This window comes from Arcobacter sp. CECT 8983 (assembly GCF_004118855.1).
Classification (GTDB): Bacteria; Campylobacterota; Campylobacteria; order Campylobacterales; family Arcobacteraceae; genus Halarcobacter.
Map to the genome: position 1 here is coordinate 63,217 of NZ_PDKF01000004.1, position 24,663 is coordinate 87,879.

The 24,663-nt window shown below is 29.3% G+C and carries 26 protein-coding genes; 23 read left to right on the top strand and 3 right to left on the bottom strand.

Going from position 1 to position 24,663, the window contains the following annotated elements; genetic code table 11:
- Window positions 1-94 precede the first annotated feature (94 nt).
- The 12 genes from CRV01_RS03190 (at window position 95) to rimM (ending at window position 10,327) form a co-directional block, all read left to right on the top strand.
- A complete protein-coding gene (locus CRV01_RS03190; protein WP_129006804.1) occupies window positions 95-1,408 on the top strand; it encodes a peptidase U32 family protein in 1,314 nt (437 codons plus the stop codon).
- Window positions 1,409-1,410: 2 nt separating this feature from the next.
- On the top strand, window positions 1,411-2,718 hold the full coding sequence (locus CRV01_RS03195) for a hypothetical protein (RefSeq protein ID WP_129006805.1): 1,308 nt from the start codon (window positions 1,411-1,413) through the stop codon (window positions 2,716-2,718).
- Between the two features lie 35 nt (window positions 2,719-2,753).
- Window positions 2,754-3,239 (top strand): AIR carboxylase family protein, encoded by a 486-nt coding sequence (locus CRV01_RS03200; protein ID WP_129006806.1) that lies wholly within the window; start codon window positions 2,754-2,756, stop codon window positions 3,237-3,239.
- Between the two features lie 87 nt (window positions 3,240-3,326).
- On the top strand, window positions 3,327-4,208 hold the full coding sequence (gene glyQ / locus CRV01_RS03205) for a glycine--tRNA ligase subunit alpha (protein WP_129006807.1): 882 nt from the start codon (window positions 3,327-3,329) through the stop codon (window positions 4,206-4,208).
- Window positions 4,209-4,348: 140 nt separating this feature from the next.
- Window positions 4,349-5,104: a Nif3-like dinuclear metal center hexameric protein gene (locus CRV01_RS03210; RefSeq protein WP_129006808.1), complete on the top strand. Its 756-nt coding sequence runs from the start codon at window positions 4,349-4,351 to the stop codon at window positions 5,102-5,104.
- The gene (locus CRV01_RS03215; RefSeq protein ID WP_129006809.1) at window positions 5,097-5,816 is read left to right on the top strand and encodes a zinc ribbon domain-containing protein; all 720 of its coding nucleotides are present in this window, start codon (window positions 5,097-5,099) and stop codon (window positions 5,814-5,816) included. The genes CRV01_RS03210 and CRV01_RS03215 overlap by 8 nt, the downstream gene beginning before the upstream one ends.
- Window positions 5,816-6,964, top strand: a complete 1,149-nt coding sequence (gene waaA, locus CRV01_RS03220; RefSeq protein WP_129006810.1) for a lipid IV(A) 3-deoxy-D-manno-octulosonic acid transferase — start codon at window positions 5,816-5,818, stop codon at window positions 6,962-6,964. The genes CRV01_RS03215 and waaA overlap by 1 nt, the downstream gene beginning before the upstream one ends.
- Window positions 6,951-7,700, top strand: a complete 750-nt coding sequence (locus tag CRV01_RS03225) for an RNA pseudouridine synthase (RefSeq protein ID WP_129006811.1) — start codon at window positions 6,951-6,953, stop codon at window positions 7,698-7,700. Before waaA ends, CRV01_RS03225 begins: the two co-directional genes overlap by 14 nt.
- Before the next feature lie 152 nt (window positions 7,701-7,852).
- A complete protein-coding gene (gene ffh, locus CRV01_RS03230; RefSeq protein WP_129006812.1) occupies window positions 7,853-9,214 on the top strand; it encodes a signal recognition particle protein in 1,362 nt (453 codons plus the stop codon).
- Window positions 9,215-9,304: 90 nt separating this feature from the next.
- On the top strand, window positions 9,305-9,535 hold the full coding sequence (gene rpsP, locus CRV01_RS03235) for a 30S ribosomal protein S16 (RefSeq protein WP_129006813.1): 231 nt from the start codon (window positions 9,305-9,307) through the stop codon (window positions 9,533-9,535).
- Between the two features lie 20 nt (window positions 9,536-9,555).
- Complete coding sequence (locus tag CRV01_RS03240; RefSeq protein ID WP_129006814.1) at window positions 9,556-9,795, top strand: KH domain-containing protein; 240 nt, start codon at window positions 9,556-9,558, stop codon at window positions 9,793-9,795.
- Window position 9,796: 1 nt separating this feature from the next.
- Window positions 9,797-10,327: a ribosome maturation factor RimM gene (rimM, locus tag CRV01_RS03245; RefSeq protein WP_129006815.1), complete on the top strand. Its 531-nt coding sequence runs from the start codon at window positions 9,797-9,799 to the stop codon at window positions 10,325-10,327.
- Window positions 10,328-10,336: 9 nt separating this feature from the next.
- On the opposite strand, the gene CRV01_RS03250 is transcribed toward rimM, so the two are convergent.
- Genes CRV01_RS03250 through flgG form a run of 3 tightly spaced genes read right to left on the bottom strand, consistent with a single transcriptional unit; the run spans window position 10,337 to window position 12,761 of the window.
- A complete protein-coding gene (locus CRV01_RS03250) occupies window positions 10,337-11,524 on the bottom strand; it encodes a hypothetical protein (protein ID WP_129006816.1) in 1,188 nt (395 codons plus the stop codon).
- Between the two features lie 3 nt (window positions 11,525-11,527).
- Window positions 11,528-11,953: a hypothetical protein gene (locus CRV01_RS03255; protein ID WP_129006817.1), complete on the bottom strand. Its 426-nt coding sequence runs from the start codon at window positions 11,951-11,953 to the stop codon at window positions 11,528-11,530.
- 19 nt (window positions 11,954-11,972) lie between these two features.
- Window positions 11,973-12,761 (bottom strand): flagellar basal-body rod protein FlgG, encoded by a 789-nt coding sequence (flgG, locus tag CRV01_RS03260; protein WP_129006818.1) that lies wholly within the window; start codon window positions 12,759-12,761, stop codon window positions 11,973-11,975.
- A 162-nt stretch (window positions 12,762-12,923) separates the two neighbouring features.
- On the opposite strand from flgG, the gene CRV01_RS03265 reads away from it, so the two are divergent.
- The 11 genes from CRV01_RS03265 (at window position 12,924) to CRV01_RS13810 (ending at window position 24,643) form a co-directional block, all read left to right on the top strand.
- Complete coding sequence (locus tag CRV01_RS03265; RefSeq protein ID WP_129006819.1) at window positions 12,924-13,292, top strand: response regulator; 369 nt, start codon at window positions 12,924-12,926, stop codon at window positions 13,290-13,292.
- Between the two features lie 34 nt (window positions 13,293-13,326).
- Window positions 13,327-14,499, top strand: a complete 1,173-nt coding sequence (locus tag CRV01_RS03270; RefSeq protein WP_129006820.1) for a hypothetical protein — start codon at window positions 13,327-13,329, stop codon at window positions 14,497-14,499.
- 9 nt (window positions 14,500-14,508) lie between these two features.
- The gene (locus CRV01_RS03275; protein ID WP_129006821.1) at window positions 14,509-15,234 is read left to right on the top strand and encodes a flagellar hook-basal body protein; all 726 of its coding nucleotides are present in this window, start codon (window positions 14,509-14,511) and stop codon (window positions 15,232-15,234) included.
- The gene (gene flgB / locus CRV01_RS03280; RefSeq protein WP_129006822.1) at window positions 15,234-15,644 is read left to right on the top strand and encodes a flagellar basal body rod protein FlgB; all 411 of its coding nucleotides are present in this window, start codon (window positions 15,234-15,236) and stop codon (window positions 15,642-15,644) included. The genes CRV01_RS03275 and flgB overlap by 1 nt, the downstream gene beginning before the upstream one ends.
- A 16-nt stretch (window positions 15,645-15,660) precedes the next feature.
- Window positions 15,661-17,406, top strand: a complete 1,746-nt coding sequence (gene fliF, locus CRV01_RS03285; protein ID WP_129006823.1) for a flagellar basal-body MS-ring/collar protein FliF — start codon at window positions 15,661-15,663, stop codon at window positions 17,404-17,406.
- Window positions 17,407-17,408: 2 nt separating this feature from the next.
- Window positions 17,409-18,416, top strand: coding sequence for a flagellar motor switch protein FliG (fliG, locus tag CRV01_RS03290; protein WP_129006824.1), 1,008 nt, complete (start codon window positions 17,409-17,411; stop codon window positions 18,414-18,416).
- On the top strand, window positions 18,416-19,078 hold the full coding sequence (locus CRV01_RS03295) for a FliH/SctL family protein (RefSeq protein ID WP_129006825.1): 663 nt from the start codon (window positions 18,416-18,418) through the stop codon (window positions 19,076-19,078). The genes fliG and CRV01_RS03295 overlap by 1 nt, the downstream gene beginning before the upstream one ends.
- 101 nt (window positions 19,079-19,179) lie before the next feature.
- A complete protein-coding gene (locus tag CRV01_RS03300; RefSeq protein WP_129006826.1) occupies window positions 19,180-19,467 on the top strand; it encodes a FliM/FliN family flagellar motor switch protein in 288 nt (95 codons plus the stop codon).
- Between the two features lie 9 nt (window positions 19,468-19,476).
- Window positions 19,477-20,151: a flagellar hook assembly protein FlgD gene (locus CRV01_RS03305; RefSeq protein WP_129006827.1), complete on the top strand. Its 675-nt coding sequence runs from the start codon at window positions 19,477-19,479 to the stop codon at window positions 20,149-20,151.
- Window positions 20,152-20,161: 10 nt separating this feature from the next.
- Entirely contained in the window at window positions 20,162-21,616 is a 1,455-nt protein-coding gene (locus CRV01_RS03310) for a flagellar hook-basal body complex protein (RefSeq protein WP_129006828.1), read from the top strand.
- A gap of 93 nt (window positions 21,617-21,709) precedes the next feature.
- On the top strand, window positions 21,710-24,643 hold the full coding sequence (locus tag CRV01_RS13810) for a flagellar hook-basal body complex protein (RefSeq protein WP_258238301.1): 2,934 nt from the start codon (window positions 21,710-21,712) through the stop codon (window positions 24,641-24,643).
- The last annotated feature ends 20 nt before the right edge of the window (window positions 24,644-24,663 follow it).

Genomic DNA, 24,663 nt, shown 5'->3' on the forward strand with positions numbered 1-24,663 from the left:
AAAATTTAACTAATTTTTTTTAAACTTTAATCTATAGAATTTTTTGATATAATCACGTTTTAAAAACAGTGTCTTGGAAACACAAAGGAATATAATGAACAAAAATAATAAGGTAGAATTGCTTTCACCTGCTGGTAATTTAGAGAAATTAAAAATTGCCTTTGCCTATGGTGCTGATGCAGTTTATGGTGGTGTAAGTCACTTTAGTTTAAGAATTAGAAGTGGAAAAGAGTTTAGTTTTGAAACTTTTAAAGAGGGTATTGATTATGCCCATGCAAGAGGAAAACAAGTTTATGCAACTATTAATGGGTTTCCTTTTAACTCTCAAATAGATTTATTAAAAAAACATATTATTAAAATGGCAGAGTTAGAACCAGATGCATTTATTGTTGCAGCTCCTGGGGTTGTAAGACTTTGTAGAGAGCTTGCTCCTCAAATACCAATTCATCTTTCAACACAAGCAAATGTATTAAACTATTTAGATGCTCAAGTATTTTGGGATATGGGTGTTAGAAGAATTATTGCAGCACGTGAAATCTCTTTAAAAGATGTACAAGAGATTAAAAAACATTTACCTGACATGGAAATAGAGATTTTTGTACATGGGTCTATGTGTTTTGCATATTCTGGAAGATGTTTAGTATCAGCTGTACAAATGGGAAGAGTTCCAAACAGAGGAAGTTGCGCAAATGACTGTAGATTTGAATATACTTTATATGCAGCAAATGAAGATCATAGTACATTATTTAGACTTGAAGAAGAGCCAGGTGTGGGAACATATATCTTTAATGCAAAAGATATGAACCTAGCTTCTCATGTTGATGAGATTTTAGAAAGTGGAGCAGTTGATTCTATTAAGATTGAAGGTAGAACAAAGTCACCATATTATGCAGCTGTAACAGCATATGCTTATAGAAAAGCAATTGATGATTATGAAGCTGGAAAATTTGAAGCAGACAAATATCAAGAAGAACTAGCAACTACAAAAAATAGAGGTTTTACAGATGCCTATTTAGTGCATAGACCTTTTGATAGAACTAATACTCAAAATCATGAATATGCATTAAGCAAAGGAAGTTATGAGGTAAGTGGACTTATTACAGAAGATGAAGAACATTTCTATTGTAAATATAAAACTTATCCAAATGATGAGATAGAAATTTTTGCTCCAATTGGAAGTTTAATTCAAGCGTGTGAAAATGAAATTGGAAAAATCTATAAAAAAGAAGATGGTAAATATTATGTTTCATTTAAAAAGATTCTAACAGAAACAAATAAAGAGTTAGAATCAGTACATAGTGGAAATACAAATAAAATTAAACTTCCAGGAAAGTTACCTTATTTAACAATGCTTAGAGTTAAAAGTGAAGAAGAAGTAAAATCTTGTGAAGGTTCTTGTAATAGTTAAGAATGGTAGTTTTTAGAGTTACAGAAAATATAAATATCAAGACAACAGATGGGACTTTAGTTAAGTATGAAAAAGTAAAAGGACCATCTAACTTATTAAATGAAACTATTTATATAACTACATTAGATGATTTTGGTGATTTAAAAAAAGTTTTTGCAAATGTCGGAAATAAATACAAAGCAAAAATTATCGATGAATCAAAAGTTAGATATTTAAGTCAGTTTCCTAGGGAACTAGGTATTACAAATATAAATGAATACAATATTACAAATAATTTAAACTATAAATATAGAAATAAAATAGCTATTCAAAGTGAAGAAAATCTTGTAGAGTCTGTTTATTTAAATGAAGAACAAAGTGATTTGAAAAAACAAATAGATGGTACTCTAAAAAAAGATATAAAAGTTCTAATTTTAGGTAGCTTAGGTTCAAGTATCTCTGAAATGATTTGTGCTTGTAGTGCCCTTAGAATTTTTTATGAAAGATTAAAAAAGAAGTTTAAAACAGTAAGCTTAGATATATATATTAATGCTTCTGAAAATAGATTTTACTCAAGAGATAAAATGATTTTTTCAAATCAAAGTTTTATAAACAAAATCAGTGCTTTATCAATTGATGTTAAAGAGTTTTGTTCTTATGATTTCTTTGTTGATGCAAGTTCAGTTACTAAAAGAAGTTTTTATCAAAGGCTTAACTACACTGATGCTTGGTTATATAAGTTAGGAATAGATTATAAAACTATACCAGAAAAGAAAAAATATAATGAAATCAACTTTACTTCATATAAGCCTAAAAAAGAAATAAAAGAAAAAATTGAATCAATAAAACAAATGGGAAAGGTTTTATTATTTCACCCATATTCAGCAAATGCAGCTAAATCTATACCAAAAGATTATGCAGTAAAATTACTAAAAAAAATGATAGAAAAAATGCCTGATTATGTTTTTGTATCGGCACTAAAACTTGACCCAAAATTTAAAGATAATAAATATATTGACCTTTCAAATGATTCAAGTAGTTTCTTAGATTTTTGTTATATTGTCTCAAATTGTGATAAGGTATTTACAGTTAATACTTCAACATATCATATTGCAGATGCTTTTTTTATTCCTAGTGTTGTTATCTTTACAGATTATGACCGCAAAAGAAATGTAAAACAGTATGAACATTCAAAAGCAATATATGTAAAAGATAAATCAAAAGACTATAGTCAGTTTATTTTTAAAAATGAATCTTTAGTTTTATATCGCTTTGATGGATGGCAAGAACTTAAAGCATCTAAAGTAATTAAATTATTAGAAAAACTTTGATAAAATCACGTGTTTAAAAAATAACAGGTGAGAAAATGAAGTTTGTATCTATTATTATGGGTAGTGAATCTGACTACGAAACAATGAAGTGTTGTGTTGAGACTTTTGAGAAGTTTGAAGTTAAATATGAACTTGTTGTTTCTTCTGCCCTTAAGTCACCCAAAAGAACGGAACAGTATGTGTTAGAAGCTGAGAGAAAAGGAGCTGTAGTATTTATTACTGCATCAAAGGTTGTTTCTCATTTAGCGGGAATGGTTAGTTCTTTAACTACTAAACCAGTTGTATCACATCAAACAAAAAGTAGTGATATTAATGAATCCTTTTCAACTGTTTACACCCCAGCAGGAATACCTGTTTGTAGTGCAACACTTGGTGAAACAGGAGCTATAAATGCTGCATATTTTGCGATGCAAATTTTAGCAATCTCAGATAAAGAGTTGGCTGTAAAATTAAAAGAAGATAGAATAGTTCAATCAAAAAAAGTTGAAACAATTTCTAAAAAAATAGAAGTAATTTTATAGTACACACAAATTAACCTGTGTTATTAATTGAAGTAAGCTATTACTTTCAATAAACAAAAATTTAATAAAGAGTTAGGAATAAAATAGATGGTAACATTTTCAGAAATTCTATTAAAGTTACAAGAGTTCTGGGCAAAGCAAGGATGTAATATTGTACAACCATATGATATCCCTGCTGGAGCTGGAACTTTTCACCCAGCTACACTTCTAAGAAGTTTAGATTCTACACCTTGGAGTACAGCATATGTTGCACCAAGTAGAAGACCAACAGATGGAAGATATGGAGAAAACCCAAATAGATTAGGAGCTTACTATCAGTTCCAAACTTTAATTAAACCTAGTCCAGATAATATTCAAGATTTATATTTACAATCTTTAGAATATTTAGGATTAGACCTTTCTAAACATGATATTAGATTTGTTGAAGATAACTGGGAATCTCCAACTCTTGGAGCATGGGGACTTGGTTGGGAAGTTTGGCTTGATGGAATGGAAGTAACACAATTTACTTATTTCCAACAAGTTGGAGGTCTAGCTTGTGACCCTGTTGCAGTTGAGATTACTTATGGTACTGAAAGACTTGCAATGTATCTTCAAGGTGTTGATTCTGTATTTGATATTGTATGGAATAAAAATGAACATGGAACAACTACTTATGCAGATGTTCACAAAGAGGATGAATATGAATTCTCTAAATATAATTTTGAGATAGCAAATACAGAGATGTTATTTAGACACTTCGATGATGCTTTTAATGAGTGTAAATCTTGTTTAGATGCGCAGCTTCCATTACCTGCATATGATCAGTGTATGATTGCTTCACATGCATTTAATACTCTTGATGCAAGAAAAGCAATCTCAGTAACTGAAAGACAAAACTATATTCTTAAAGTTAGAGAGTTAGCACAAGGTTGTGCTGTTTTATATAAAGAACAGGAAAAAGAGCGTTTAAAAAGAGTTATGGGATAACTCTTTTAGCTTTTTTTGATTTTTGTTGTAAGTTAAGAACTTACACAAAAAGCAGGTGTGAATTAGACACTATGTGTCGTATCAATCGTAGTGAATAAAATGAACTAGATTGTTATGAGAAAATTAATAAAGGACTAGTTTTGAAAATAAAAGAAATATATAGTTTTTTAGATGAATTATCACCTTTTGAGTTACAAGAAAAGTGGGATAATTCAGGTCTTCTAATAGGAAACTTTGAAGATGAGGTTAAACAAGTTTATATTTCTATAGATTTAGATGAGCAAATAGTTGATGAGATGGAAGAAAACTCATTAGTTATAACTCATCATCCTTTAATCTTCAAAGCTTTAAAAACTATCAATTATGATAGCTATAGTTCTAAATTAGTTAAAAAATTAATTCAAAAAAATATTGCTCTAATCTCTATGCATACTAATATTGATAAAACACATTTAAATAAGTATGTGGCACGTGAAGTTTTAGATTTAGAAGTTATTGATAGTGAAGAGTTTATTTGCTATGCACATGTGAATGATAGCTTTGAAAACTTTGCAAACAAAATTACTAAGAACTTAGGATTAGAGTATTTAAAATATGTAAAATGTAACGAAGAAGTTAAAAAAGTTGCATTAGTAACAGGTGCAGGTATGTCATTAATAAATGAAGTTCAAGCTGATCTCTTTTTAACAGGAGACATAAAATATCATGATGCTATGGAAGCCAAAGCAAGAGGTATTTCCTTAATTGATATTAGACACTACGAAAGTGAAAAGTATTTCAGCACTCTATTAGAGGGACTTGTTAGTGAATATTTGAAAAAAAATCAATTAAAAGCTATAATAACAGCTTCAAAAAACCCATTTAAGTTTTGTACACAAGGAGACACGGTTGAATAAGTATTTACAGGATTTAGTAAAACTATCTAAGTATGATGGTTCTATCAGTATGTTTGAACCAAAAATAGAAAATGAAAAAGCAAAGTTATCGACATTTATTGAAGTAGCAGAAACAATTAAAACTTCAATTAATGATACATATGCACAAATAGATGATGTAAAATCAAAAAGAACAAAAAACAATATTCATTTAGCAGAATTAAAAACTAAATTAGATGATATTTCTAAAAAGCATAATGAAGTAACAAATGAAAAAGAAGTAAAAGCTTTACAATTAGAAGAAGAGATTGCAAAAGAGCAAATTGCTTTTGCAAACGAAGAGATTGAAAGATTAGATGAAATTGCAGCAGCTAAAGAAGAAGAATTAAAAGAATTACAAGCAAAATTAGCTGAAGAAGAAGATTCAATCAAAGAGATTCAAATTGCAGTTGATAATGCAATTGATGAAATTAATCAAGAAAGAAATGCAGTTTATCAAGAAAGAAGTGAACTGTTAGAAAAATTTGATAATAAAATTTTAACTTTCTATGAAAAAATTAGAAGATGGGCAAAAGATTCAGCAGTAGTTCCTGTAGTAGACCAAGCGTGCTATGGATGTTTTATGAAAATCAATGACAAAACTTATTCAGAAGTTATCAAATCAGAAGAGATCATTAACTGTCCACATTGTGGAAGAATTCTTTACAAAGAAGATGAGACTGAAGAGGCTTAATTTTGAGCCTTTTTAGTATTTTTTATTATCTAGTTTCTTTAGTAATTTATATACTAGCAATTCCCTACTTACTTTATAAAACAAAAAACAAAAAATACAAAGAAGCAATTCCTGCAAAATTTTTTTTAAAAAACAATAAACCTTTTGAAAAAAGTGCTATTTGGTTTCATGTTTGTTCTTTAGGGGAAGCAAAAGCAATTGAACCTTTAGTAAAAGAACTAGAAGAGACAAATATAAGTGTAATAACAAATACAGGTTTTGAAGAAGCAAAAAAGCTATCTTTTAGTGTTAGATATTTGCCTTTTGAAATATTTTTACCTTTTTGGATAAAAAAACAAAAAGCTTTAGTTGTGATGGAAGCTGAGCTTTGGTATTTTTTATTTTTATTTGCAAAGAAAAAGGGTGCAAAAACATACTTAATAAATGCACGAATATCTGATAAATCTTATGCTTCATATAGAAAGTTTTCTTTTTTTTATAAAAGAGTATTTTCAAATATAGATAAAGTATTTGCTCAAACAATAGAAGATAAAGAAAGACTTTTAGAACTTGGTGCAAAGGATGTAGAAGTTATAGGAAATATAAAACTAGCACAACTTCCTAAAATAACTAGAAGTTTTGAAAAACCAAGTGAAACTTTAATTACAGCTGGAAGTACCCATGAAAAAGAAGAAGAGCTTATTTTAGAAGCATATGATAGAAAATTTGGGAAACTAGTTATTGTTCCAAGACATCCAGAAAGATTTGAAAAAGTAGCTGAACTTATTGAATCTTTTGCAAAAGAAAAAAATTTGAATTTTCATAGATTTTCACAACAAGAAAACTTCTCTTCTGATATAATTTTAGTAGATAAGTTAGGTGAACTTAATAACATCTATGCTATTTCAGATATAGTGATTTTAGGTGGAGCTTTTGCAAATGTTGGTGGTCATAATCCAATTGAACCAGCTTTTTTTGAGTGTAAATTAATTTCAGGAAAAAGAATTTTTAATCAAAAATCACTTTTTGAATGTGTTAAAAATTATAAGATAATAGAAGATAGTGAACTGAAAGAAACATTGGAAAATGTTCATAATATAGAAAAATCATCTTTAGTACAAGAAGGTGATATAAAGCCAATAATAAAGGAATTACATGGCATACGATAAAGCATATAAAGTTCTTGCAAAACAAGAAGGAATTTCGAACTCTAAAGCAAAAGAGCTTATTGATAAAGGTTTAGTTAGAGCTGCTGGCAAAAAAGTAATGATTGCTAGAGGTGAAATTGATACTGATACAAAGTTTACTGTTAAAGAGATTGGAATAGTTAAGGTTATTTTTCAAGATGATGATATTTTGGCAGTAGATAAACCAGCATTTTTAACTTCTGATGAGATAGCAAAAAAATTTCCAAAAGCAATTATGTTAAATAGACTTGATAAAGAGACAAGTGGAGTAATGCTTTTTGCAAAAAATGAAGAGTTCCAGAAAAAAGCAATTAAAGAGTTTAGAGATAACAATGTATATAAAGAGTATGTTGCAATTGTAGATGGAAAAGTAATTGATGAAATTGAAATAGATAAACCAATTCTAACAACAAAAGATAGAGGTCAAGCAAAATCAAAAGTTGATAGTAAAAAAGGTAAGCCTGCAAAAACAACTGTTTATCCAATGTTTGTTGAAGGGAATAAATCTAAAATCAAAGTTGTAATTGATACAGGAAGAACTCATCAAATCCGTGTACATCTTAATAATATAGGACTTCCAATTATTGGAGATACAATTTATGGAAAGCCTGTTGCTAATATAAATAGAGTATTATTACACTCAAAAAGAACAAAAATATTTGACTATGACTTTGAGGCAAAAGAGCCAAGAGAATTCAAAGTGTATGACTTTAACTAAAATTTAAGCTTATGAAAAATAAAATCTCCCTTTTTATGGGAGATCTATTTCTTATTAAAATTAATAATTACTTAAACTATTACTTCACTTAACCTAACTTAAAGTATACTTTTAATATAATCCACAAAAATTATTAAAGTTTGGAGTTTATTTTGTTTGATTCAATAACCGGTTCGATAAAAAATGCAGTTAATAAAATAAGACATAAAGATGATGCCGCTTCTCTTAAAAAGGCGACAACTGAACTTAGAAAGTCATTATTAAAGTCAGACGTACATCATAAAACTACAAAAGATCTTGTTACCGCAGTTGAATTAGAAACAAAAAGACTAGGAATAGGACAAGACTCATTTTTAAGAGCATTAAAAAGTGAATTAACAAAAATTTTAACTACAGAAGGGAATCAAGGTTTTGTATTCTCTGCTACTCCTCCAACTACAATTTTAATGACAGGACTACAAGGTTCTGGTAAAACAACAACAACAGGTAAATTAGCAAATTATTTAAAACTTAGAAAGAAAAAAGTTTTAGTTGCGGCTTGTGACTTACAAAGATTAGCAGCAGTTGAACAGTTAAAACAAATTGCAGCTCAAATTGAAGTAGATATTTATTTTGATGATAATGAAAAAAATCCAATTAAAATCGCATTAGCTGCACAAGAAAAAGCAAAAAAAGAACATTATGATGTACTTTTAATAGATACAGCCGGACGACTTGCAATTGATGAAGAATTAATGCAACAATTACATGATGTAAAACAAGCAGTTGTTCCAGATGAAATTTTCTATGTTGCTGACTCATTAACAGGACATGATGCTACTAAAACAGCAACTACTTTTAAAGAAAAAATTGGAATTGATGGGGTTGTATTATCAAAATATGATGGTGATACTAAAGGTGGAGTTGCAATCTCTATTTCTCATCAAGTTGGTGTTCCTTTAAGATTTATAGGTATTGGTGAAAAAATGCCAGACCTTGAAGTATTTATTCCAGATAGAATTGTATCTAGACTTATGGGTGCAGGGGATATTGAAGGTTTAGCTGAAAAAACAGCAGCTGTTATTGATGAGAAAAAAGCAAAAGCTGTATCAAAGAAGATTAAAAAAGGTGAATTTAACTTTAATGACTTCTTAGATCAGCTTTCAATGATGAGTAAATTAGGTTCTATGAAATCAATTATTGGAATGATTCCTGGACTTTCTCAAATGGCAGGACCATTAAAAGATATGGATTTTGAAAACTCTGATGAAATTAAAAGAATCAAAGCTTTAATTGGTTCTATGACTCCTAAAGAAAGAGAAAACCCAAGCTTGATGAATCCAAGTAGAAAAAGAAGAATTGCTAAAGGTTCTGGGCTTTCAGAAATGCAAGTAAACAAAATACTTAAGCAATTTAAAAATGCATCAAAAATGGCTAAAAAACTTTCTTCTAAAGGTGGAATGAAAGGTTTACAAAACATGATGCAACAAATGCAAGGAAAAGGTGGTCCAGGAGGACTTAATTTACCTAAATAGGTAAACAAATAAATAGTATTGAGTTGTAAACTTACTTTGAAAGAAGAGGAGTTTAGAATTCAATACTATAAATAAACAGAAGGAAAAAAAATGACAGTAATTAGATTAACAAGAATGGGTAGAAATAAAAAACCATTTTACAGAATCGTTGTAACAGACTCAAGAAAAAGAAGAGATTCAGGATGGATTGAGTCACTAGGTTATTATAACCCAGTATCTGAGCCAAAAGTATTAAAACTAGATGAAGAAAGATATAACTATTGGTTAAGTGTTGGTGCAAAACCATCTGAGAGAGTTAAGAAATTAGCTGAAAAAAAGTAAATTTATTATAAGATTTTATCATGATTACTAATTTTATAGAAAACTATGCAAAACTTATAGTAAGTTACCCTGAAGATGTTAGCATCTCAACTAATGTAATTGATGAAACTTTTACTGAGATAACTGTTCATGCAAATAGTGCAGATATCGGTAAACTTATCGGTAAAAATGGAAACATGATAAATGCATTAAAAACAATGGCGAACGGTTGTAAAGCCAAAGATGGTGTATCTTACAAAATACAAGTGTTGTCAAACTAGAATGAATGATAAAATCTATGTTGCTAAATTAGGAAAGGCTGTTGGTCTAAAAGGTCACTTAAGACTTTTTATTGACTCTGACTTTCCTGAGCAATTTAAAAAAGGCGCAAGCTTTACTACAAACAAAAAACTTACATTAACTCTTGAGGAATATAATCCCAATAGAGACTTAGTTAAATTTGAAGACTATGATGATGTAGATACTGCAAAAAAGCTTACAAATCAACTTTTATATGCAACAATAGAACAAACAAAAAATGATTGCAAATTAGAAGAAAATGAACACTTCTGGTTTGATATTGTTTCTTGTAATGTTATTGAAAATAATTTAGATTTAGGTGAAGTTGTTGAAATTCATCGATATCCAATTGAAGACTATTTAGAAATTAAAACATCAAAAGAGTTAGTAGATAAAGGTCATCCAAAAACTTTTTTAATCCCTTATAATATTGAGAACTATATTGTAAGCGTAGATACTGATAATAAAAGAATTGAGGTTAAAAACTCTTTAGTAATACTAGAAAACTCTTAATTAAGTTTTCTAATAATTACATCTTTTTTGATACTCTTCTTTTGTAAAATCAACTAAAAATGAATCCTTAAACCCATTGTCCATTAGAGCACTAAATACTTTGTTTCTTTCTACTGAAGATTCATATGGCCCAAAATAAATTTCTATTCTATTTTTAGAATCTCTACATAGTGAAATCTTTTTATCAAAGCTTTCTACTTTGTCTAAATATGATTTATGAAGTTCTCCTTTTATAATAGCTACATTAATAAATGGTAAGAAAAGATTTGAGTTCATAACATCATTAGCTTCTTCTTTTGTAGGAATAGCTATTGCTACTTCTTTTTTCTCTTCTTCATTAGTATTAGAGTTTGGTTCAATTATAACAGTAGTGTCTTTATCTTCATTTATTGCATTCTCTATTATTTGTTCAACGTTATTACTTGTTTCTACAACTTTTTTAACTTCTACTGGTTTTATAATATTTTTTTGTTCTTCAAGTTCTTTAAATATCTTTGCTTTTTGTTCTTTAAACTCTTGTCTTATTTGTTCTTGCAGTTTTAAAAACTCTTCTTGCTCTTTTTTTATTGCCATTTGTCTTTCTTCAAGAAGTTGTTTCTCTTTCTCTAAAGCCTCTTTTTCTTTGGCAATTTTTTCTTCTGCTTTTCTTTTTTCTTCTTCAATTGCTTTTTGTTTAGCTTCTTCTTTTTTTCTTTCTTCTTCTTTTATTTTTCTTTCTTCTGCTTCTAACTGTTCTTTATTTAAAATCTCTGTTTTAGTTAACATTTTAAGTTTTTGGTTTAACTTATTTTTATCAATATCATCAATATTAATATCAACTTCAGGTTTTTTTTCTTCTTTTACTTGTTTAACAATAGGTTTTTGTACTTTTTCTTCTTCATCAAAGAAACCTGCTAGAAATAGAATAGTTCCTAAAGTTAAAATAACAGATAATGCAGCTATGACACCAATTAATATTTTTAAAACCTTTGGTTTCTTTTTTTGAATTGGCTCTTCATCTAAATCTTCATTTTCAATGGTATTATCTTCATATTCTAGGTTCTCTTCGGTGTTTTGAATATTCTCTTCTACAGGATTATCAGATGATGAGTTTTCTTCATTATCAACAAGTTGAAGTGTATCTTCTTCATTAGTTTGATTATTATCTTGTTCTAAACCTAACTCTTCTATTATTTCTTGGTCTGTTTTCTCTGCCATTTTTTACTCTTTATTTTGTTTTCTTTTTTCTTTTTGTTTTGCTAGTATTTTTTCTTTGTTTCTTTTATAATATTCTCTTCGGTACTCTTTAAGCTTATCTTTTTTTCTTTGTCTATACTCTTTATCGTAGTTTAGTCTTTCTTCTTTATTTTCTTCGTAGTACTCTTTTTTACGTTTTTTATAGTCTTGAATCTTTTTAATGATTTGTTCTTTTCTATCATCAATATGACCTTTTTGCTTTTTTGCAATAAGTTTCATATTTTTTAAAAAGTTTATATCATTTAATTCTTCAGAGTAATCTATACTTTTTAAGTTTTTATATTTAGCAGAAGAGTCTTTATCTTTACTTTTTAAGTAATATTCTCTTTTCTTCTTTTTATGTTTTAAAAAGTTTTCTTCTCTTAGTCTTTTTAATTCTTTTAAATCCATTGAACTATAAAATTAATAATTATCTTTTTAATCTATTAACTGTATCAAGCATACTATCAGTTGTAGTAATTGCTTTTGAATTAGCTTCATAAGCTCTTTGTGCTGTAATTAAGTCAACCATTTCATTAACCAGTTTTACGTTTGATAATTCAATCATTCCTTGTCTTAATCCACCTAACTGATCTTCAGTAGGATTTGCTACAATTGCATCACCTGACGCTTCACTAGCTTTAAATAGTGATTCACCTGTAGGAGTTAATCCAGCAGGATTAATAAAATCAGCAATTGTAATTTGTCCAATTTCAACTTCTTCTTCTGTTTGAGGATCTTTTCCTGTTACAATACCATCAGTACCAATTGAAATATCAACTAGGTTATCAGGAACTGTAATTTGAGGTTCTAAAAGGTATCCATTCCCATTTACAATGTTTCCTTCTTCATCAAGTTTAAATTGACCATTTCTAGTATAAGCTAATTCTCCATTAGGTAATGTGATTTGAAAGAAACCTTTACCTTCAATAGCTATATCTAGTGGATTTGAGGTTTCTTTTAAGTCACCTTCTAGAAAGTCTTTTTGTATACCAGAAATTCTAACTCCTAAACCTACATCCATTCCTGTTGGATTGATAGTGTTTAATGAAGTTCTTCCTGCTGTATAGTTTAAACTTTCGTACATTAAGTCTTGAAATTCTGCTCTGTCTTTCTTAAAACCAGCAGTATTTACATTTGAGATATTATTAGATGTAACATCAATTTGATGCTGCATAGAATTCATTCCTGTTGCTGCAGTATATAAACCTCTTATCATGGTATCCCTTTTATTTAAAGTAATATTAAATAATTATATTTAAAGTACTTTTAAACTTTGATAAATTCTATTAATCATTTTTTTATTTATTAAGTATAAATTTAAAACAAATTTTATATAATGTATAGATTTTGAATATAGTTTTTTGATAAGGGTTAAATTATGAAAATTTTGATAGTGGATGATAGTTCTACAATGAGAAGAATCATTGGTAATGTTGTTATGCAATTAGGTTTTGCAAAAGATGACTTCGATGAAGCAGAAGATGGTGTTAAAGCATGGAAACTTCTTACTGAAAGTCAGTATGATATTATTTTAACAGACTGGAATATGCCTAATATGAATGGTTTAGATTTAGTTAAAAAAGTTAGATCAGAGGGAAATCACCAAAAAGTTCCAATTATTATGATTACTACTGAAGGTGGAAAAGGGGAAGTTATTACAGCACTAAAAGCTGGAGTAAATAACTATATTGTTAAACCATTTAATGCACAAGTTTTAAAAGAAAAACTTGATGGAGTTTTAAAATAATAAATAATTTACAGTACCAATAAAAGGTTTTAAAATGAGTATGAGTCAAGAAGAAATTGAAGCTTTAATGAATGGTTTAGACTTTGAAGATGATAGTTCAAAGGAAGAATCTACACCTGCAGAACAGCCAGAAATTTCTAAAGAAGTAGAACCAGAGCCTCAAGCAGAAGAGACGACAGAAAACTCAACGATGTCAGAAGATGACATTAATGATTTGATTGCACAAACTGAAGAAATAGTTAATAATAAAGAAGAAGATACAGAAGAAGAAACAGTTGATGATATTTTAAATAATATTGAAGAAACAGAACCAGTAGTTGATACAACACAAAATATTGATGATGTTTTAAAAGAAGTTGAATCAATTGAAGAGGTAAATGAACCTGAGGTTACAGAAGATAGTATCCCTTCAGTAGATATTCCTACAATAGACGAAACAGATATCCCTTCAGTAGAAGAACCAACTAAAGAAGAATCAACTGATGAAAGTATTTCAGAGGAACAAGCTTTTGAAGAAGATAATTTTGATGATATTCTTTCTTCAATTGATGGAATACAAGAAGAAGAGCCAAAAGAAGAAACTACTTCTGAATCTGAAAAAGTGGATATCCCTTATGATATTCCAGCAAATGATCCTGATATAGAAGATATCGATTCAAAAATTAATAGTGGGGTTTTTCCATTGCCAGTAGAACAAGATAATAAAGTAGTAAATCAATTAAGTCAAGTTGCAAATGACTCAGAAGAGAAAGCAACAAAAATATTTGATGTATTAAGTAATATTTTAGACTACAATAATGAAATTCAAAATGATGTTCAAGAGTTAGCAAACTTTAGTGACAAACAAACAGCAATGTTATCTTCATTAAATCAAAAGTTTCCTAATATAGACGCTTTTAAACAAAATCTTGAACAAGCAGAGAAAATGGGAAATTTTATCTCTGATATTAATGATAAGATAAATAATGGAAATATGGAAATATTCCAAGCAATGGAATTAATGCAATATCATGATATTAATAGACAAAAGATAGAAAGAGTAATGTCAGTTATTAGAAAATTAACTGTATACTTAAATAATCTTTTCGAAGATGAAAATGATTATAAAGAGATTGCAGTAGCAAAACATATTCATGGAGATTCATCTACTGGTGATTTAATGGCAGAAGATGATTTAGATGCATTAATTGCAGAGTTTAATAAATAGGAGAAGATAATGGCAAAATATCCTTTAGCAGCATCAATGATTAATCAAATAAATAGGATTGATGTAGTTTCTAATAATTTAGCAAATGTTAATACTGTTGGTTTTAAACAAGAAGGAACAGCTGAAGGGTCTTTTAATTATTATATGCAAAGAGCCAAAAAAGATGGTTTTGATCCAACAAAATTAAACGAAGTAGTTAATACAATTCCAAAAATGGATACAAAATATATAAGTGCTGAACAAGGACCAATTATACCTACAGGAAATGCTTTAGACTTTTCTTTAACCCAATCAGATACCTTTTTTAAAGTTAGAGATGAAAATACAGGCGACGTTGTTTATACAAGAGATGGGTCATTTAAAAATTTAAATGGAGTTTTAGTTGATTCAAATGGTCAAGCTGTATTATCAAATGACGATGAACCAATCGCAATAGAAGCTGGTGAAAATTTTGAAGCTCAAATTGGAGTAGTTCAAATAAACTATGATGATTTACAAAAATATAAAGATAATAATTTCAAAGCTAGAGATGGGCAGGCAAATATTATTCCAATAGAGAATAATGATGGACAATTTATGCAAGGTTCATTAGAAAAATCAAATGTAAATAGTGTCTCATCTATGGTAGCATTAATTGATGCTCACAGAAGATTAGAACAAGCACAAAAAGCAGTTCAAACAGAGAGTGAAATGAATGAAGTGTTAGTTCAAAAAATTGGAGATACAAGTAGATAATGGAAGCAAGTGGCGTAACTAACTTATTATTCAAACATTTAAGCTTTAGAAGTGATAGACAAAATGTTATTTCAAGTAATATTGCAAATGTAAATACACCAGGATATAAAACAAAAGATTTAGTTTTTGAAAATGAACTAAATAAAGTAAAAGGTAATAGAGAATTAGAACTTTATACAACAAATAAAAAACATATCAATCCTTCTTTAAGTGACATTAATAAATTCAATGAACCTAAATTAGTTAATGTAAAAGGATTAGAAGAACAAAATGATGGAAACAATGTTAGCATGGATAGTCAAATGAGTGAAATGTCAAAAAATAAGATTATCTTTGATGCTATACAATCATCAATTAAAAAAGATTCTAGACTATTTAGGTCAGTAATTGAATCATCACAAAAAAACTAGTTAGGATTATTATTATATGGATCAACTTTTAAAGTTTATTAACAACTTAAATGCTGCACAAAGAGCTGTAATAATTGGAGGTTTTTCTATTTTATTTGTGCTACTAGTTGGATTATTGGTATATTCAAATATAAAAGCAGAAGATAAAAAACTTAATTATACTATTGCAAGTAATTTAACTAAAAATCAAGTAATGATGGCAAGTAATGAGCTTGAAGCATCAGGTGTTCCTTTTTCTGTTATAGGAAGTGGAAACTCTCTTACACTTAAAACATCAAAAGAGTTTATTAATATTGCAAAAATTAAACTTGTTACAAGTGAAGCTGCAACAAGTAAACACGTTGGTTGGGAAATATTTGAGAAATCTTCTTTAGGAACAACAAATTTTGAAAATAATGTAAAATTTTTAAGAGCAACAGAAGGTGAATTATCTAGATCTTTAGAGTCTCTTTCTGGAGTTTTAAGTGCAAGTGTTAAAATAGCAATTCCTAAAAATACAATTTTTACAGAAAGAAAAAGTGAACCAACTGCATCAGCAGTACTTTCATTAAAACCTGGAGTTTTTTTAACACAAAAACAAATTGATGGAATAAAAAACTTCATTGCATCAGCAGTTCCTGATTTAGAAGTTGAGAATATCAAACTTATAGATCAAGATGGTGCTTTATTACAAATGTCAACAGATGATTTAGAAAATGAAAAATCATTAACACAAAATAAGTATAAACAAAAACTTGAAAAAGATTATGAAAAAAAGATTGTAGAGTTATTAGAGCCAGTAGTTGGGGTTGGAAGAGTTGTTGCAAGAGTAACAATGGAATTAGATTTCAAAAAAAGACATGTTCAAGAAGAAATATACGAACCTGAAGGAACAATAAGAAGTCAACAAACTACAGAAAATAGTTCAAGTGCAACTGGAGGAAATCCTGGTACTGGTGGAACAGCTGGGGTTGAGAATAATATTCAAGTACCTGATGAAGCAAATGGAAATAACGGGATTCAATCAAATAGCGAAAGTTCTAAGAATATAACTAACTATGAAATCTCAAAAAAAATAATAGATGAAAAGAACAATAACTATTCTTCTGTTAAAAAAGTAAGTGCAGCAGTAACTTTTGATTCAACAGTATTTGAAAATAATGAAAATAAAGAAGAATTTTTAGCCTCAATAGAGTCTATAGTTCAAGAAACAATAGGTTTTAATGCAAAAAGAGGTGACAAAATTGCAGTAAAAGCTTTCAAATTTGTTACAATGAAAAATACGAAAGTTCAAGTTGACGAAAATGGAAATCCTGTGATTGTTGATGCTTCAGAAGCAGACTCTTCAGTTGATACTTTAAGTATGGTTAAATCAATATTAAAAGAGTTTAGTGAATATTTCCAATATTTAATTGCAGCATTACTATTATTTATTTTTTACAAAAAATTCATTGTTAATCATGAAGTTGTTATATTAGGAGATGAAGGCAAAAGAAAAGTTGATGCTGATGGTAATCCTATTGATGATGATTTTATGAATGAGTTCTTAGGTGATTATGAAAATGAGTTTGATAGAAATACTGCAAAAGGTAGATTAAAGTCTAAAGTCAAAAGTCAAATTATGAATAATATTGAAGGCTTAGATGAAGAGAGTGCTGCTAAGTATGAAGTATTAATTGAAGCAATTGATAAAGAGATAAATAATAATCCAGAAGAAATAGCAAGAATGATTGAGTTACTACTTACAGAAGGTAGTGGTAAATTTAAATCGGAAAGAAAATAAAGATGGCTGAAGAGTATAAAGATTTATTAAAAGGGATGTCAATGCTAAGTAAGGTTGCACATTTCTGTGTCCTTATTGGTGAAGATGCAACAGTAAAGATTTTCCAACATTTACCAAAAAATGTTGTTGAGGACATTTCTACTGAAATCACAATGATTCAATCTGTTGATAAAGAGATATCACTTGCGATATTAGAAGAGTTTCATTTATTTACTAGGTCTAAAAACTTTATTAGTTCAGGTGGATATGATTATGCTAAAGATATTTTATATAAATCTTTAGGAAAAGGTGAAGCAGATGAAGTTTTAGCAAAACTATCAAGAATGAAGCTTGCAGCGCAATCATTTGCTTACTTAGATGCAATTAATCCGAAGCAACTATCTGACTTTATTAAAGATGAGTCTCCTCAAACTATTGCAGTAATTCTTTCTCATATGGAAGCAACAAAAGCAGCTGATGTTTTAATGCAACTTGAAGAAGATATCAAAGTTAAAGTTACGATGCAAATGGCAACAATTAAAGATGTATCACCAGATGTTGTAAGAACTATTTCTGTAGTATTAGAGAAGAAGCTTGAATCTCTTCTTTCTTCTATTGTTGATGTTGGTGGTGTTAAAGTTGTTGCAGATATGTTAAATAGGGTTGGACCAAAATCTCAAGATATTCTTAAAAATATCAATGGTGTTGATACATCATTAGCAACAAAAATTAAAGAAAACATGTTTGTGTTTGAAGATTTATTAAATTTAGATTCAGAACATGTAATGAAAATTTTACAAAATGTTGATACAGCAGATGTTGCAGTAGCAATGAAAAATGCAACTGAAGATGATATGGCTAAAGTTACAAGTGCAATGTCTCAAAGAGCTAGTGATAGATTTAGAGAAGAGTTTGAAATGCTTACAAAAGTTAAAATTAAAGACATTGAAGCTGCACAAAGAAAAATGCTTGATGTTGCACAAAAGATGATTGAAGAAGGTACAATTGATAGAGATATGGATGAACAATAATGAATAAAGCAAATGTATACTCAAATGCAAAAGTTGTAAAAAACAGTGAAGTTCAAGAGTACCAATTAGGTACTTTTGTTAAAGATGAAGCTGGACAAACACAACAGGTTAATATTCCAACATCTGTACTAAATACAAGTAATATCAATGGTGATATGGAAGCTGTACTAAGTGAAATAAAAAATTTAAGTACTCAACTTACTCAAATGAATCAAAAAGTTACTAGTCTTGAAAATGCAGGAGTAAAAGAGAAAGATATAGATGCACAAGTTGTTCAAGCTATAAAAGATTTAAAACATTATGCAAACTTTTTTGAACAAGCAACTTTTCAGATGGAAACAAAACTTCTTAAAACATCTATTTCAATAGCACAAAAAATTATTGCAATAGAAATTGGACAAAACTCAGCAGCAATTGCAAAACAAACTATTTCTCATCTTTTAGAGAAGATAAAGAATGCTTCAAAAGTTAAGATACATTTGAATCCAAAAGATTATCAAGTATTAAAAGATGAACTAAATTTAGAAAATTTTATTCAATTAGTTGACGATCCCAACGTAACAGCAGGTGGAGTAGTTATAGCTAGTGATTTAGGAAACTTTGATGGCAATATTGAAGCTAAAGTTAATACTATGCTTGAATCTTTAGATAATGTCTTATAAAAAAACTTACAAAAAATAAACTATTTAAATATTTCTTTTATATAATCTTTTTTACTATAATTTTGTGATATAATGTAGTAATTTAACAAAAAAGTGCATTTATGGAAATTAGTGAAAGAGATTATGACCTATTAGTAGATACAGAAATTACTGTTGATGTTATGCTAGGAAGTGCAAATGTTACTATAAAAGAGTTTTTAGAACTTTCAGAAGGTGACATTATATCTTTAGATAAGCAAGCTGGTTCAGGTGGTGATATCTTTGTAAATAAAAGAATTATCGGTACAGGTGATATCATTGTAATTGACGAAAAACTAGCAGTAAGAGTTCAAGAAGCAATGGATTCTGATAATGTAGTTAGATATTTCTTTGATGAAAAAGCAAACTAGGAGATTATTATGGCAGTAGAAAATAATGTAACAGTTAATAGTTCAAGGGGAGCAGATGGCAATTCATATACTACTTCTGTAGCTAATGATGAACTAACAAACAATGACTTTTTAAGATTAATGTTAGAACAGCTTAAAATGCAAGATCCTACAAAACCTATGGATTCTGAACAAATGCTTACTACTCAAATGCAAATGTCAAGTATCAATACCAATCTTGAAACAATTAAAACAATGCAGTATCTTGCTGATTCTTTTAAGCAATCAAATATCTCTAATGCAGCAACAATAATAGGTAAAAATATAGAAGATGGAAATGTTGGTGATAATGGAGTTACTAAAGCATATACTGTAAATTCAGTAGAAACTGTAGATGGAGAAGTTATATTAAAAGCGCGACAAATTTTATATATTGAAGACCAAGTAAGAGATAAAGATGGTAATTATGTTTTTTATGATGTAAAAGGTCAAATATTAGATGAAAATGGTAAACCAACTGGGAAAAAAGTTGCGTTAGAAGATCCAGGAAGGGTAATCATAGATAAAGATGGAAATCCTGTAATTTTAGATGAAAATAATGAAATCATTGAAGATTCAGGATATACAGTAGATGGAAGTACTATGCCTGTTTATTCTGACCAATTGTCTGCTATTCCTTTTTCTCAAGTTACTAAAATATTCTAAAGGCTAAAAAATGATTAGTGGATTATGGAATGGAATATCTGGACTTAGTGCCTTTGAAAGAGCATTAAGTTCTCAATCAAATAATGTTACAAACTCTAATACAATCGGACATAAGTCAGATAGAGTTAGTTTTGCAGATATGATGTATCAATCAGGCTATGGAAAAGGTGTAAATATTCAATCTGTACAAAAAGACTTTTCACAAGGTGGACTTAAAGATACAGGAAATGATTTAGATGTTGCCATTGAAGGAAGAGGTTTTTTTGTTGTAAATGATCCCTTAACCGGAGAGACTTTCTACACAAGAGCTGGAAACTTTAAAATGGGTGCTGATGGAACACTTCAAACAGTAGATAACAAAAAAATATATGGTTCTTCTCCTGCTTTAACTAATTTAGTTAGCTCTGATGGTTCAACACAGTTTAACTCAGATTATAGTGTGGATATTAGTTCAAAACAAATCTCTACATCAGACTATTTAGAATCAATAAATGCAAAAGCTACAGATTATACTAAAACTGCAAAAGATAGTGGTGTTTCAGGAAGTGGATTTAAAGATAAAGATTCAAAAATTTCTGATATCCAAGCTCTTATTACAAATTATAAAGAAAAATTAGAACTTTTTGCAAGTGATCCTAATGCAACTAGTCAAGCCTCTACATCTCAACAAAATCAAATCTCTTATAGCACTTTTTTAACAGATTTACAAGATACAGATGATTTTGTAGAAGTTACAGTTGATGGTGAAAAAGTAAGACAATATTTTGATACTGATGTTCAAACTACAATGAATCTTTTTGCTGATAAATTATCTTCTGTAATAGGTTTAACAGCAAGTGTTGATGCTACTGGACTTGTAACAATAGATTCTTTAATCCCTGGGAAAAGCTTTGATATAAGAGAAGCTGCAATAAATACTAGTTCACCTGCAATAACTGAGACAATATCTCCATCAAATGGTACTGGAAGAGCAATGCTTGATGATGCTAGAGAGGCTTTAAAAAATGCATTAGAAGCAGCAGATGCCAAATTAATTGAAATGACCCATACTATTCCTAGTAGTGGTGCTGCTTTAGGTGCAATAGGAGAATTACAATTAAAACTTGATAGTTTAGGTATAACAGAAGATGTATTTGGTAATTTATCTATAGAAAATGGAGCAATATATGCAAAGGATGGGGATAATAAGTTTTTAATAGGAAAATTAGAAACTGTTATGTTTACTAATCCTAATGGATTAGATCCTCAAGGAAATAATTTATATAGGGCAACTAAAGAGGCAGGAGAAATGATGAATGCATCTAACGTAAATAATTTAGTTGGTTCATCAGTAGAACTTAGTAATACAAACTTAGGTGAGGGTTTAGTTGATTTAATGGTATATCAAAGAGCATTTGAAGCAAGTTCTAAATCAATTACAACATCTGATGAGTTTCTTAAAACAGCAATACAACTAAAGAAATAATTTCTTTAGTTTGTGTTTAAATATCAGTGCTTAATTTTAAGCATTAATATTTGAACATGAAAGTGTTTAAAAATTTATCTAAAAGGATAAATCATGATCGGAGCATTATGGACAGGAATTTCAGGACTTGCGTCTCATCAAGCGGCGTTAGATAACGAATCACATAATATCGCGAATGTTAATACAATAGGTTATAAATCTTCAAGAATCTCTTTTGCAGATCAAATGTATCAAGATAGAATTGGTAAAGGTTCTAAAATACTTGATGCTGAAAAACTTTATGTACAAGGAAGCTTAAAGCTTACTGGAGTTGATTATGATATGGCAATTAATGGAGATGGTTTTTTTACAGTAAAAAACACTACTTCTAGAGGAAGTGGAGAAAATTATTATACCCGTGCTGGTAACTTCAGAATGGGTGATAATGGTACACTTCAAGATGCAGCTGGTAATGAAGTTCAAGGGTGGGCTATGAGAGCCATTGATCCAAATAAAGATGTTGTATCAACTGACCCAAATAACAAAACTTTTACTAGTGATTATACTAAGCTTTTAACATCAAAAGTAATTAAATATTCAAACTATATAGAGACAATTACAGCTAAAGCAACTGATTATAATCAAAGTGCAAAAGCAGACTCATCAACTATTTATGAAGGAGCAGGTGGAAAAAGTAAAGCATCAAAAATTTCTGATGTGGAAGCTTTAGTTGCTGATTATGCTTCTTGGCTTCAAAAACTTGCAGATAATCCTGATGGAGGAAGTGCAAGCTCAATTGCTCAAATTTCTCAAGTAAACTTTAAATCAGGTTCTGATGGACTTATCTCTAAAGAAGGAGATCAAGTATATGTATATATAGATGGAAAGAAAATTTCTCAAAACTATATTTCTACTTCAGCATCTCAAGATTTCATTGATAGTTTAAAAACAGGAAAAGCTTCTGTTACAGGTAATAATACATCAACAGCAACTTATTCTGTAGATAGCCCAACTAATAATACAAGATATGAAATTGAAATAAATGGAACAACTGTATATTATGAGAGTGATAATGATGCAACTACAGATGAAATTAGAAATGGACTTAAGCTTGCAATAGAAGCAGAAAGTACTCTTTCAGGGTATACTGTAAATATGCCTGCTGCACCTGATAAAACAATTACTATCTCTCATGCAGACCCAATTGAAATTTCAGAAAGAACTTTTGATAGTCTTGTACCTCTTGATTTAGATGTAGCTGCAAGTAGAATTGCTACATATAGAGCTTTAGCTGATAAAATTTCAGAAATTCAAGGTCTTAGAGCTACTATGGTTAGTGAGACAAACTCTACAACTGGAAATAATGATGTTTTAGAAGATAGTGATAACTTTAAGTTATCTACATCTAATATGGATATGATAAAAGGGATTCTTCAAATTAAATCTTTAATTCCTGGTGTAGCTTTTGATATTTCTGAAATAGGTGAGATATCTGGTAATAATACTGTTGCAGGTGATTTCCAAACTACAACTGTAGCTTCTGCTGGTGAAGGTGTTGGAGCACTTCAAAGTGCGAGAGATGCCCTTGCAAGAGCAATTACAGGAAATCAAAGGGATGTATATACTACAGCTGATTTAAAATTAGATATACCTAATATCAAAAATGACTTTACATATTCTATTTCAATCTTTGATAAAGAACTAGATAAAATTATTCCTGTACCAAATGATAATGGAACACCTCCTCAAGCTACAAATATTAGTATTGGCGATGTTGATAGTGTTCAAGATTTTGTAGATAAATTTAATGCACAAGCAGCTTTATCTAGTCCTATGTTATCTGATTATGTAGAAGCAGTAAATATCAATGGAAATGTTGTAATTCAAACATTAGATAATAATTATGATGTTGAGTTTAGTGGAAACTTAAAAGGTGCATTGCCATTTTATTTAGATGAAACTTCAGGAATTACTAACTCTCATACAGCTCCTGTAGCGGCAACTTCTACTATTGATACAGCAACGCTAACTTTCCCAGGTACATTCACATATAATTATAGTGGTTCAAGTGGTTCTAATACTATTACTCTAACAGGAGTAACAGATATCAATGATTTAGCTACAAAATTACAAGCAGATCCAAATATTGATACTGTTACAACATCGGGAACAGATATAGCAATTACTTTTGCAGATAAAACAATGGATATAACTGCTTCATCATTAGATGATTCAGATGGTGGTACTGCAGCTGTAAATGATGCTGTGCTTCCTCAAAATCACACAGGAGGAACAACAACTTCTGCAATTAATACAGCAACATTAACATTCCCTACAACTGATAATTTTGTATTCTATTATGAAAAAGCAGATGGTACAAAAGGTAGTGTGGATATTCCAGCAGGAACAGCTAATGAAACAGCTATGGCTGCATTAATCCAAGCAGATTCTAATATTACTACAGCTGCATTTGCCGGAAATACAATAACTATTACTCCTGCAAATGAAGATTATGCATTTACTTCTACAACATTAATTTCAGATGCACCTACTTCTATGTTACCACTTGATAAAAACAATGATTACAGTGGAAGACAAGGTGCAGGAGCTGAGTTTATTGAATTAGTAAATACAATTGATCAAACTACGACTCAAAGTTCACTTCAATTAAAACTTGATACTTTAGGTATCTCTGATTCAGCATTCGGAGAGTTTTCTGTAGATAGTACAGGACTTATTACAATGAAACAAGACGGTGCAGAGTTTGCTATTGGTCAAGTTTCAATTGCATTGTTTAATAATACAAGAGGGTTAAATCCAAGTGGAGACAACCTACTAGCAAAAACAAATGAATCTGGGGAACCAATCTATAACCTAAATAATGAGAAAACTGCTAAAATTGAAGGTAAAACTTTAGAACTTTCAACAGCAAATTTATCTGAGAGTTTAGTTAACTTAATGGTATTCCAAAGAGCATTTGAAGCAAATGCTAAATCAATTACTACATCAGATCAATTACTAAACACACTAATCAATCTAAAAAGATAATATTTTAAGAAGGCTTCTTT